At 52.9% G+C, this 12604-nt stretch carries 11 protein-coding genes; 7 read left to right on the top strand and 4 right to left on the bottom strand.

The genetic code is table 11. The features are described from left to right. Window positions 1-27 precede the first annotated feature (27 nt). Window positions 28-1950: a molecular chaperone DnaK gene (dnaK, locus tag ACIPDS_RS17665; RefSeq protein ID WP_166516410.1), complete on the bottom strand. Its 1923-nt coding sequence runs from the start codon at window positions 1948-1950 to the stop codon at window positions 28-30. A gap of 370 nt (window positions 1951-2320) precedes the next feature. Between dnaK and ACIPDS_RS17660 the strand changes: the two genes are divergently transcribed. From ACIPDS_RS17660 to ACIPDS_RS17645, 4 genes are all read left to right on the top strand, one after another. After that, on the top strand, window positions 2321-2725 hold the full coding sequence (locus tag ACIPDS_RS17660) for a DUF2541 family protein (protein WP_166516411.1): 405 nt from the start codon (window positions 2321-2323) through the stop codon (window positions 2723-2725). Between the two features lie 28 nt (window positions 2726-2753). Next, a complete protein-coding gene (msyB, locus tag ACIPDS_RS17655) occupies window positions 2754-3479 on the top strand; it encodes an acidic protein MsyB (protein WP_400738563.1) in 726 nt (241 codons plus the stop codon). 128 nt (window positions 3480-3607) lie between these two features. After that, complete coding sequence (gene satP, locus ACIPDS_RS17650) at window positions 3608-4174, top strand: acetate uptake transporter (RefSeq protein ID WP_062771704.1); 567 nt, start codon at window positions 3608-3610, stop codon at window positions 4172-4174. A gap of 136 nt (window positions 4175-4310) precedes the next feature. Next, a complete protein-coding gene (locus tag ACIPDS_RS17645; protein WP_400738559.1) occupies window positions 4311-5738 on the top strand; it encodes a hypothetical protein in 1428 nt (475 codons plus the stop codon). Window positions 5739-5801: 63 nt separating this feature from the next. Here the strand turns inward: ACIPDS_RS17645 and ACIPDS_RS17640 are convergent, their stop codons facing one another. Then, entirely contained in the window at window positions 5802-7115 is a 1314-nt protein-coding gene (locus ACIPDS_RS17640) for an MFS transporter (RefSeq protein WP_400738556.1), read from the bottom strand. Window positions 7116-7239: 124 nt separating this feature from the next. Next, complete coding sequence (mog, locus tag ACIPDS_RS17635) at window positions 7240-7827, bottom strand: molybdopterin adenylyltransferase (RefSeq protein WP_400738553.1); 588 nt, start codon at window positions 7825-7827, stop codon at window positions 7240-7242. 194 nt (window positions 7828-8021) lie between these two features. Between mog and ACIPDS_RS17630 the strand changes: the two genes are divergently transcribed. Continuing rightward, the gene (locus tag ACIPDS_RS17630; protein WP_400738550.1) at window positions 8022-8948 is read left to right on the top strand and encodes an Rpn family recombination-promoting nuclease/putative transposase; all 927 of its coding nucleotides are present in this window, start codon (window positions 8022-8024) and stop codon (window positions 8946-8948) included. A gap of 57 nt (window positions 8949-9005) precedes the next feature. On the opposite strand, the gene tal is transcribed toward ACIPDS_RS17630, so the two are convergent. Continuing rightward, a complete protein-coding gene (gene tal / locus ACIPDS_RS17625) occupies window positions 9006-9959 on the bottom strand; it encodes a transaldolase (RefSeq protein WP_166516417.1) in 954 nt (317 codons plus the stop codon). Between the two features lie 253 nt (window positions 9960-10212). On the opposite strand from tal, the gene ACIPDS_RS17620 reads away from it, so the two are divergent. Both ACIPDS_RS17620 and yaaA read left to right on the top strand, forming a co-directional pair. Next, a complete protein-coding gene (locus ACIPDS_RS17620; protein WP_400738546.1) occupies window positions 10213-11643 on the top strand; it encodes an alanine/glycine:cation symporter family protein in 1431 nt (476 codons plus the stop codon). A 66-nt stretch (window positions 11644-11709) separates the two neighbouring features. Further along, the gene (gene yaaA / locus ACIPDS_RS17615) at window positions 11710-12483 is read left to right on the top strand and encodes a peroxide stress protein YaaA (RefSeq protein WP_400738543.1); all 774 of its coding nucleotides are present in this window, start codon (window positions 11710-11712) and stop codon (window positions 12481-12483) included. Window positions 12484-12604 lie beyond the last annotated feature (121 nt).

Below are 12604 nucleotides of genomic sequence, written 5' to 3'. Positions count from 1 at the left end.
CTGATTAACTACCCTGCATCAGGGCGATTATTTTTTGTCTTTTACTTCTTCAAACTCAGCGTCAACAACATCGTCGTCTTTCGCATTGTTTGCGGAAGCATCAGCGCCTGCTGCACCAGCCTGCTGCTGTGCGTGCTGCTGCTGAGCGATTTCCATCAGTTTCTGGGAAACCTGTGCCAGCGCCTGCATTTTCGCTTCGATATCCGCTTTATCTTCGCCTTTCAGTGAAGCTTCCAGCGCAGTCAGCGCAGACTCGATGGCAGTTTTGTCGTCAGCTGGCAGCTGTTCGCCTGCTTCTTCAACCTGCTTGCGAGTGCTGTGCAGCAGATGGTCACCCTGGTTACGGGTCTGAACCAGCTCTTCAAACTTACGGTCAGATTCTGCGTTCGCTTCTGCTTCGCGAACCATTTTCTGAATTTCTTCTTCGTTCAGACCAGAAGAAGCCTTGATGGTGATCTTCTGCTCTTTACCGCTATTTTTGTCTTTCGCGGACACGTGCAGGATACCGTCAGCATCGATGTCGAAGGTGACTTCGATCTGTGGCATACCGCGCGGAGCCGGGCTGATACCGTCCAGGTTGAACTGGCCGAGATCTTTGTTATCAGCAGCACGTTTACGTTCACCCTGCAGCACGTGGATGGTTACCGCAGACTGGTTGTCTTCAGCGGTAGAGAACACCTGGCTGTGCTTGGTCGGGATAGTGGTGTTTTTCGCGATAAGCGCAGTCATCACGCCGCCCATGGTTTCGATACCCAGAGACAGCGGGGTAACGTCCAGCAGCAGTACGTCTTTCACTTCACCGGTCAATACACCACCCTGGACTGCAGCACCGATAGCAACGGCTTCGTCCGGGTTAACGTCTTTACGTGGCTCTTTACCAAAGAATTCAGCAACTTTCTTCTGAACCATTGGCATACGAGTCTGACCACCGACCAGGATAACGTCCTGGATATCAGAGACAGACAGGCCAGCGTCCTGCAGAGCAACTTTCAGCGGCTCGATAGAACGGTTCACCAGGTCTTCGACCAGGCTTTCCAGTTTCGCACGGGTCACTTTGATGTTCATGTGTTTTGGACCAGACGCATCTGCGGTGATGTACGGCAGGTTAACGTCGGTCTGCTGCGCAGAAGACAGCTCGATTTTTGCTTTTTCTGCGGCTTCTTTCAGGCGCTGCATAGCCAGCGGATCGTTACGCAGGTCAATGCCCTGATCTTTCTTAAATTCATCAACGAGGTAGTTGATCATACGGCTATCGAAGTCTTCACCGCCCAGGTGGGTATCACCGTTGGTTGCCAATACTTCAAAGGTTTTTTCGCCGTCAACTTCGTCGATTTCGATAACGGAGATATCGAAAGTACCACCACCCAGGTCATAAACCGCGATAGTACGGTTGCCGACTTCTTTATCCAGACCGTAAGCCAGCGCGGCTGCGGTTGGTTCGTTGATGATACGTTTGACTTCCAGACCTGCGATACGGCCAGCATCTTTGGTTGCCTGACGCTGAGCATCGTTGAAGTAAGCAGGTACGGTGATAACCGCTTCAGTTACCGGCTCACCCAGGTAATCTTCAGCCGTTTTCTTCATTTTTTTCAGCACTTCAGCAGAAATCTGCGGCGGTGCCATTTTCTGGCCTTTAACATCAATCCATGCATCACCGTTGTCAGCACCGATGATTTTGTACGGCATGATGGCTTCATCACGCTGAACTTCTTCGTCCTGGAAGCGGCGACCGATCAGGCGTTTAATCGCAAACAGAGTGTTTTGCGGGTTTGTCACTGCCTGACGTTTAGCCGGCTGACCCACCAGAGTTTCACCATCCTGGGTATAGGCAATAATAGAAGGTGTGGTGCGATCGCCTTCGGCGTTCTCCAGCACACGTGCAGTAGTGCCATCCATAATCGCTACACAAGAGTTGGTAGTACCCAGGTCGATACCAATAATTTTACCCATCTAAACGTCTCCACTAAAAATTCATTCAACATGTGGTTGTGAGTCTGTAATAAGGGCGAAACCTGCGGTTTCAACTGCCCTGAATCGTTTTTTTTCAGACTCATTCACTGCGGTTGACTACAAGATGGGGGCTCAACGTCATCCATCAAGGGGCAGCCTGAAATTTTTTTCATTCAGTGCGCTTTAAATTAACGACCTTTAGAGGAAATAGACGTCATTATATTCATGGTAATTATGAATAAACATAAATATATTCAATGAATTACTGTCACATGAAGACATAATTCAGCGCTGAAAGGCAGAGCGGAGCGCGATAAAATTTGCACCTTACGTTTCCTCTCCCGTCACGGACTTTTCGCTAAGGAAAATCATGAAAGCCTTCATAAACCTCTCAGCCTGCATGGCATTTGGCCTGCTGCTGGCCACCTCAGCTTATGCCAACGATCACAAAGCGCTCGGTGTTGTGGCGATGCCGCGCAACGAAACCAATGACCTGACGCTGAAACTGCCAATTTGCCGCGTCGTCAAACGGATTCAGCTCACGGCCAGCCGTGGCGATATTTCTCTTAGCGGCGCTTCGGTCTATTTCAAAGCCGCCCGCAGCAGTAGCCAGAGCCTGAACGTCCCTTCGTCCCTGAAAGAAGGTGCCACCTCGGATTGGATCAATATTAATAGCGATAACAGCAACAAACGCTGCGTTTCAAAAATCGCCTTCTCCGGGCATACGGTCAATTCCTCTGATATGGCCTCGCTGAAAATTATCGGCGACGATTAATCCGCCTCTGACAGAAACGACATACTCAATGAAAGTTCCCTACCTGAATGATGATGACCTGGTTTTTCTCAAGCATTGCAGCGAGCAGCAGCTGGCCAATCTGGCTCAGCTGTTGACGCACAATGAAAAGGGTAAACGCCGCTTGTCGAGCGCGCTGCTACACAATGAGCTGTATATGTCGATGGCGGGCCACCCGGAACAGCATCGCCGTAACTGGCAGCTGATTGCCGCTGAGTTCCAGCACTTCGGCGGCGATAGCATCGCCAATAAATTACGTGGGCACGGTAAGCTTTACCGCGAAATTTTGCGCGATGTGGCAAAACGGCTTGGCCTGAAAACCGAGAAAACGATGCCAACACCCGCTATCGAAAAAATATTGCTCGAGCATTTTATCCGCCGCACGTGGCAACGTCTGGATGATGAGCAGAAAGCCCGCTTTCATGCCGCAGTTGAGCTCAAAGTGATGGAACTGGAAAAGTTATTACCCCAGTTGATAGATCATCACCGTCTGGAACACGGCGTCACGCACCTTTTGGCCGACCAGTTGAGTCACATTCTGCACAAGCACGCGGCAGTCAGCGTGATTGGACATGGGCTAATACGCGGCGCGGGGCTTGGCGGCCCGGTTGGCGCGGCGGTGAATAGCGTCAAAGCCGTCAGCGGCACGGCCTACCGGGTCACGATCCCCGCCGTATTGCGCATCGCCTGTCTGCGCCGCATGGTCTTGTTAGATTCACTAAAACAGGTCAGTTAAGTACAAAAGCGGCAAAATAGTTCATTTTCCCCTCATGAGATCATAGACAGCCCGTTGACTCCTGATTATTATGCCGCGCCCCAATAAGGGGGAGACTATTTCACCATTCAATGATGATTTGAGGAATTATGGGCAACACTAAGTTGGCTAACCCGGCACCGCTGGGCCTGATGGGCTTCGGCATGACCACCATTCTGCTTAACCTGCACAATGCGGGTTTCTTTGCTTTCGACGGGATTATTCTCGCCATGGGTATTTTCTACGGCGGTATCGCGCAGATTTTTGCCGGCCTGCTGGAATATAAAAAAGGAAATACATTCGGTCTGACAGCATTCACTTCTTACGGCTCATTCTGGCTGACGCTGGTTGCCATTTTGCTGCTGCCGAAGATGGGTCTGTCCGACGCGCCTAACGCCCAGTTCCTCGGCGTTTACCTGGGCCTGTGGGGCGTATTCACGCTGTTCATGTTCTTCGGTACGCTGAAAGCTGCCCGCATGTTGCAGTTCGTGTTCCTGAGCCTGACCGTGCTGTTTGCCCTGCTGTGCATCGGCAACATTAACGGTAACGAAGCGATTATCCACGTTGCTGGCTGGGTCGGTCTCATCTGTGGCGCGAGCGCGATTTACCTGGCAATGGGTGAAGTGCTGAACGAACAGTTTGGTCGCACCGTACTGCCGATTGGTGAAAAACACTAATTCTGTGTCATGTTTTTAAAAGCGTCGGCCTGGCCGGCGCTTTTTTTTGGCCTGTGACTACCGATCCTGGGGTTATCGCTTCCTCATTATTTAGGTTATTTTCAACCACTCCCGATGACAAAAAGGATTGTTGTTGATGATACGGCTGACTCCTGCTTGCTGTTTTGCGCTCACTTTACTCCCCGCTAGCCTCAATGCCGTTGCGGCCAATTCCGTCACTGGCATTGACTGGGATAAAGACAATACTGTCCGCGTCGGCGACAGCATCAACACCGTATATCGTATTGCAATGGCCGACGGTTCAAGCAATCATCTGTGGTTGAATGTCGATTGTGATACGCAAGCGAAAACCCTGCTGTATATGAACTTGCGCTTTCCCGGCGGCAAAAAAATCCGCGCTTACGGCGGTAACTCTTTTGCCCGCTACATTCCCGGGATCCCTTTCGAACCTGATGCTGACAGCCCGCTTAACACCGATCCGGCATTGGATATCTGCCAGCAAAAAGTGCCGCAACCGCGCTGGGTCATCTTGCCGACCGCCGATAAAACCGGTGACCTGCCGGTTGTCGATCTCAATAATAGCCACCGCGAAGGCCATCTTCTCACGCTGCGCCTGGGAACGGATTTCGCCCAGATTCACCGCGATAAAATTTATGCCGCGCCTTATGATTTTACAATCAGCCAGATGCAGGTGGATTGTCACCGTGGTCAGGCGCGCGTAGAACGCACTTTTTCGCTGAATCACCAGTTTGTCACTGATGACAACATGACGCCGGACGCGACGTTCATCCCGCTACCTTCACCGATTGCGGCTTCGGTGCAAACACTTTGTTCGCTGGCAGATATCAATCAGTTCACCGGCAACGGTCCCAGGGTAGAACGGCAAAAAACCGCGGCGGATGCCCCGCTGGTGATCCCTAATTTTGCGAATAACGATCCGAGCGCTCTCGCACATTTCCCCCTTCCCGCTGCGGTAAACGACGTGCTACAGCACCAGTTGAAAGCTAAGAACGCGGCGCCCACTTTTTCTCGTCTGACCTACACCCAGCTATGGCCGGGCAATGACGACAGTTCCGCCGTGACGCGCATTGACCGTTTGCCTGACGGCAGCACATTGACCCTCGACACCTTGAGCCTTAAAGGGGTCACCTTCTACAGCCAATACCAGCGACTGTTTAATATCGTGAACCTGAAAGAGTGGGATTCAATGAAAAATAGCCCGCTTGTAGCCCAGTCCGTTGACACTAACTTCGACGCCGCGCCGATGGCGGGTCAGCAATATCACTGGAAAACGGTATTGAAAAATGAGCCCTTAGCGGAAAAAAACACCACCAAAAGCCAAGCTTGCGTGGCTGAAACGCAGTGGCATGATGCCTCAATGTTGAATGATAAATTCCCAGGCCGCTATCTCGAATTGAGCTGTACCGACGATCGCGGCGACGGCCGGGCGATGAGCAGCGATTATGCCTGGTTTGAAGATCTGCGGATTTTTATCCGCATTGGCTATCAGGAAGCGGGAGTGAAGAAGCGCTTTACGTTCAAGGATGTTGCGATTCACCGCTAGTGTAAGACCAGGAATGCCGGATTGCGGCGTAAACGCTTAATCCGGCATGACTCCTGTAGGGGTTTACGCCTTGTCCGGGCTACCAGAAAGTGGCTCGTGGCCCGCAGCATCGGCGATGTCGTTACGCAACCAAATGCCCAGACCCAAGCCCAGCAAAGACAGCGCCAGCACATACCAGGCCGGTGCCATCGGTGATACGCCCATCAGCATGGTGACGGCAATCGGCGTCAGCCCGCCAAAGATGGCATAAGAGACGTTGTAGGAAAACGAGATCCCGGTAAAGCGAACCTCCGCCGGGAAGGCACGCACCATCACGTACGGCACCGCCCCAACGACGCCAACGCACAGCCCCACCAGTCCATAGAGTAAGAACAATTGTTGCGGATGCGTGCCCGCCAGATGGTAGAAAAGCCAGCTTGAGCAGGCCAGAAGCAGGCTGCCTACAATGAAGGTTTTACTGGCCCCCACGCGATCCACAATCCATCCAGCCAGCAGGCAGCCCACGCAGAGCATCACCGTGGCCACGCTGTTGGCCTGCAAAGTTAAAGCGGGCGCGAGGCCATACTGCTTTTGCAGCCAAACGGGGGACATCAGGATCACCACCACGATGCCTGCCGATAGCAGCCAAGTGAGCAGCATCGAAACCACGACCGCTTGCTTATGTTTAAGGACAACGGATTTTATCGGTAACTCCTGCGCCAGGGCTTTGCGCTGCTGCATTTCGAGGAAGATCGGCGTCTCCTGCAACCAGCGGCGGAGATACATCGCTACCAGGCCAAACACGCCGCCAAGCAGGAAAGGAATACGCCAGCCGCCGTCATGAATTGCCTGAGGCGTCAGTTGAGTGTTAATCAATGTCGCCACAACGGAACCCAAAAGGATCCCCACCGTTAGCCCAGCCGTCAGCGTACCGCAGGCGATGCCAATCCGGCGGCTCGGGACGTGTTCCGCCACAAATACCCATGCCCCTGGCACTTCCCCGCCAATTGCCGCGCCCTGCAAGATACGCATCAGCAGCAACAATATTGGCGCTGCCAGCCCGACGCTTGCATACGTTGGCAGCAGGCCAATCGCCAGCGTCGGTACGGCCATCAGGAGAATACTGAGGGTAAACATCTTCTTGCGCCCAACCAGGTCGCCGAAGTGGGCCATGATGATGCCGCCCAACGGACGGGCAAGATAACCCGCAGCAAAGATGCCGAAGGTTTGCACCTGACGCAACCATTCAGGGATATCGGCGGGGAAGAAGAGTTCCCCGACCACGGCAGCAAAGAAGACGAAGATAATGAAATCATAGAACTCCAACGCGCCGCCTAAGGCCGCAAGCGTCAGGGTTTTATAGTCTTGTCGATTCAGAGGTCGGGTGTAATTTGACATAACAAACCATTCGAAAAGTGGAAGTGTCGATAAAAGTTTACGTTTTCGTAAAGTAAAAATGACTATACCGTAAACCCTACCTTACTCCAGCACAATGATAGGTTATGTCAGGAAAGCATCACATTCAGGATAATGTCTCGCGGCGAGCGTTCTTAGGGCGAAATGCTGCTACGACCTGAGGATTGGTTTCGATGTAAGGCCCTTCAAGCAACTGTACACAATACGGTACACTTGCGAAGATGCCGTTGACCAGGACTTTGCCTTCTGCATCTTTCACCCCTTCCAGCGTTTCCTGAATCGCCTTCGGCTGTCCAGGCATGTTCAGAATCAGCGCCTGCTTGCGGATAACCCCAACCTGACGGGAAAGAATCGCCGTTGGCACAAAGTGCAGACTGACCTGACGCATCTGCTCACCGAAGCCCGGCATGACGCGGTCGGCAATCGCCAGCGTCGCATCCGGCGTCACATCACGGCGCGCAGGGCCGGTACCGCCGGTGGTCAGCACCAGGTGGCAGCTCATTTCATCCACCAGCTCGCACAGGGTTTGCTCAATAATCGTTTGCTCATCAGGGATCAGGCGGCTTTCTACTTTAAAGGGCGTGGTCAGCGCCGACGCCAGCCACTCTTCAAGCGCCGGAATGCCTTTATCCTGGTAGACACCGCTGGAAGCGCGGTCAGAAATGGATACTAAGCCAATACGTAAAGTGTTCATGATTATTCCATTAAAACGGTACCGTTATGGCGAATGATACACGCGAATGCTCGGCAATACTAAATCCCCAAACGGGTTATGTTGCAGGGTTTTCCGTGGCGCGCCGCATAATCACAAAGCCGCTAAAAAATTCGTTACCGTGCGAAACATGAGCGTGGCAGACTCCACAAAATTGCTTACAGGGAGGGTCAGCCATGAGCAAAAACAGGACGCCCACGCCACATGATTTGGTGTTTAAAACATTTCTCTCACGCATGGAGACAGCGCGGGATTTTATCACGTTACATCTTCCGCCCGCGCTGCTACGCCTTTGCAATCTGGAAACGCTGCGGCTGGAGTCCGGCAGTTTTATCGAAGATGATTTACATCCTTACTTCAGCGATATGCTCTATTCATTGAAAACCGCCTGCGGTGATGGCTATATTCATGTCCTGATTGAGCATCAAAGTTCGCCGGATAAACATATGGCCTTTCGCCTCATGCGCTATGCCATTGCAGCCATGCAGCGCCATCTGGAAGCCGGCAATAAAACGCTCCCGCTGGTCATCCCGATTTTGTTTTATCAGGGACGAAAAAGCCCCTACCCTTACTCAATGAATTGGCTGGATAACTTCACGGATCCAACGCTGGCAAAACACCTTTACAGCCAGGATTTTCCTTTGGTGGATATCACGGTCATTCCTGATGAAGAGATTATGCGTCACCGAAGCATGGCCGCGCTGACGCTGATTCAAAAACATATTCGCCAGCGCGATCTCACCCGTTTTCTCAATAAGCTTGCAGGTCTGCTGACCCGTAATCACATCAGCGGACAGCAGGTCATTGCGCTGGTAAACTATATGCTCCAGGCGGGAGAGGCACAGGATGCCCGCACATTGCTATATGAAATGGCGCAGCATGCGCCCCAGTATGGAGACGAACTGATGACATTAGCAGAACAGTTGAAGCAGGAAGGACGCCTTGAAGGGATACAGCAGGGGATGCAGAAAGGGTTAAAAACCGGCGAACACGAAGCATCACGTAAAATCGCCCGAGCAATGCTCGAAAAAGGCTTTCCGACCGCCGATATCATCGAATTGACCGGCGTTAGTGCAGAAGAACTCCCGTCGCTCCAGCATTAAAAAAACGGCCCGCTCTCAATAAAGAGAAGCGGGCCGTTATCATGCGACAAGGCTGTCTTACAGCAGGTCGCCGATCATTTTTTCCAGTTTTTCCTGGTCGATAGCAAACTTACGGATACCTTCCGCCAGTTTATCAACGGCCATTGGATCCTGGTTGTGCTGCCACAGGAACTCAGATTCCGTGATGCGAGCAGGGCGTGCTTTCACTTCACCGGTAAAGGTCAGTTTACGCTCCAGCGCACCTTCGCTTTCTGCCAGCTCTTTGAGCAGTGCAGGAGCGATAGTCAGGCGGTCACAGCCAGCCAGTTCGAGAATTTCGCCGATGTTACGGAAGCTTGCGCCCATAACTACGGTCTCGTAACCGTGCTGTTTGTAGTACTGGTAGATTTCGCTCACGGAAACCACACCTGGATCTTCTGCTGGTGCGTACTCTTTTTTATCGGTATTGGCTTTGTACCAATCCAGAATACGGCCTACGAATGGAGAGATCAGGTAAACGCCAGCTTCAGCACAAGCACGCGCCTGAGCAAAGGAGAACAGCAGCGTCAGGTTACAGTTGATGCCTTCTTTCTCCAGCTGCTCTGCGGCGCAGATGCCCTGCCAGGTAGAAGCCAGTTTGATCAGGATACGGTCGTTGCTGATGCCCGCATCGTTGTACATTTTGATCAGGCGTTTCGCTTTCGCGATGGATGCTTTGGTGTCGTAGGACAGACGCGCATCAACTTCCGTTGAGATACGGCCCGGGACCAGCTTCAGAATTTCCAGACCGATATTTACGGCCAGTTTGTCGGTAGCATCTACAACCTGCTGAGCACGATCGCTGCTCTGGCTACGCGCCCACTCTACCGCATCATCAATCAGTTTACGGTACTCAGGGATCTGTGCTGCGCCCAGAATCAGAGAAGGGTTGGTTGTCGCATCCTGAGGCTGGTACAGCTTCATTGCTGCGATGTCTCCGGTGTCAGCCACTACGGTTGTGTACTGACGCAGAGATGTCAATTTATCCGTCATGATAGTGTTTCTCTTTAAACAGCTGTTAGGGGGATGTAACCGGTCTGCCTCGATAATATCACGCCCCTCTCTCAGCGCAACCGCCGACATCGCGAGAGCGCAGAGTATGATAAACTGAAGCATTAAACTTTAAGGGTGGAGAATCTTCGCCCTCATCGTGGTAGCGCTTACATTGGCTGAATCGAATCGTGCGAAGCAACTTTTACTTTCCCGTGACCAGCCCTCTATTTTGGCATAGACAAGAGGACGTTTAATGCCTGATTTCCTATCGTTTATCAGCGAGATACTGTGGGGTTCGGTAATGATTTACCTGCTCCTCGGCTGTGGTTTATGGTTCACATGGAGAACCGGCTACATCCAGTTTCGCTACATCCGTCAGTTTAGCAAAAGTCTGAAAAGAAGCCTGACACCTCGTGAAGGCGGGCTGACCTCTTTCCAGGTGTTGTGCATAAGCCTTGCCGCGCGCGTAGGCAGCGGCAACCTGGCGGGCGTGGCGCTGGCGATTACCGTAGGCGGCCCCGGCGCGGTGTTCTGGATGTGGGTTGCCGCCATTATCGGCATGGCCAGCAGCTTCGCGGAATGTTCGCTGGCGCAACTGTACAAAGAGCGTGACGCCACGGGGCAGTTTCGCGGTGGCCCGGCCTGGTATATGGCTCGCGGGCTGGGTATGCGCTGGATGGGCGTTGTGTTTTCGCTGTTACTGCTCCTCGCCTATGGGCTGATTTTCAATACCGTCCAGGCCAACTCCACGGCCCACGCGCTGGCGTACGCTTTCGATACCCCCAAAATAGTCACTGGCCTGGTTATGGGCCTGCTGTCGTTAGTGGTGATCATGCGCGGCCTGAAGGGTGTGGCTAAATTCAGCCAATGGGTCGTGCCGTTTATGGGACTGCTTTGGGTGGCAGCCTGTCTGCTTATCACGCTGTGGCATATTGTGGAGCTGCCCGCCATTCTGGACATGATCATCCGTAGCGCCTTCGGCTGGCAAGAAGCAGCAGCAGGCGCGGTGGGCTATAGCGTCAGCCAGGCTATCACCAGCGGTTTCCAGCGCAGCATGTTCTCAAACGAAGCGGGGATGGGCTCAACGCCAAATGCCGCAGCATCGGCCTCCTCTTATCCCCCGCACCCGGCGGCTCAGGGAATTGTGCAGATGATTGGCGTCTTCATTGATACCATTGTCATCTGCAGCGCCAGCGCGATGGTCGTGCTGCTGGCAGGACATGGCACTAAAACCACCAGCTACGATGGTATCCAGCTGATTCAACATGCCATGAGCGTGCTGGTCGGGGAATGGGGAGCGAGCTTCGTGGCCGTTGTCATGATGCTTTTCGCCTTCACCTCGGTCGTCGCCAACTATGTGTATGCCGAAAACAACCTCATCTTTTTACGTTGTGATAAACCCTGGGCTATCTGGCTGCTGCGCATTGCTACGCTGCTGATGGTGGTCATCGGCAGTCTGTTAAAACTTCCTGTGGTCTGGCAGATGGCGGATGTCATTATGGCGCTGATGGCGATGACCAACTTGACGGCAATTTTACTGCTCTCACCGGTCGTGCGTATTATTGCCACGGACTACTTGCGCCAGCGTAAGCTTGGGGTTACGCCGGTGTTTGACCCCGATTATTACCCTGAGATTGCCCAACAGTTAGCGCCGGAAAGCTGGGATCAACCACCGCGCCAATGACAGCAATCGATCCCCTGATGCCATTTTTTTGTTAAAGTTGAGTGAAATTTTCTGCAAGGACTGGATATGCTGATTCTGATTTCTCCTGCTAAAACGCTCGATTACCAAAGCCCGCTGGCAACGACGCGCTATACCCAGCCCGCGCTACTGGAACATTCCCAGCAGTTGATTAGCGTAGCGCGCAAACTTTCCGCGCCGCAGATTAAAAAGCTCATGGGGATAAGCGACAAACTGGCCGATTTAAACGCCACCCGCTTCCACGACTGGCAGCCGGACTTCACGCCTGAGAATGCGCGTCAGGCGATTCTGGCGTTTAAAGGGGATGTGTATACCGGCCTGCAGGCTGAGACGTTTAGCGAAGCTGATTTTGATTTTGCACAGAAGCACCTGCGTATGCTCTCCGGCCTGTACGGCGTGTTGCGCCCGCTGGATTTGATGCAGCCGTATCGGCTGGAGATGGGCATTCGTCTGGAGAATCCGCGCGGTAAAGATCTGTATCAGTTCTGGGGGGAGGAAATCACTCACACACTGAACGCGGCGCTACAGGCTCAGGGCGATGAGATTGTGGTTAATCTGGCGTCCGACGAGTACTTCCGCTCGGTGAAAACAAAGGCGCTAAATGGCCGAATCATTAAGCCCGTGTTCCTCGATGAGAAGAACGGCAAGTTTAAGGTTATTAGCTTCTATGCGAAAAAAGCGCGTGGATTGATGAGCCGCTTTATCATCGAAAACCGTCTGACAAAACCTGAGCAGCTAAGCCAATTTAACAGCGAAGGCTATTTCTTTGACGCCGAAAGCTCAGCCGGTGATGAACTGGTGTTTAAGCGTCACGAGCAGTAAGGCTGCTCCGGGGAGCTCCCGGCGGCGCTGCGCTTGGCCGGGCTACATAAGCATGATGAGCAGTTACGGAACCTTGTAGCCCGGGCAAGGCGTTTACGCCGCCCCCGGGGAACTCCCGGCG

Source organism: Kluyvera sp. NPDC087067 (assembly GCF_044745165.1).
Lineage (GTDB): Bacteria > Pseudomonadota > Gammaproteobacteria > Enterobacterales > Enterobacteriaceae > Kluyvera.
The sequence above is the reverse complement of the archived record's forward strand: the minus strand, read 5'-3'. Positions and strand labels throughout refer to the sequence as shown.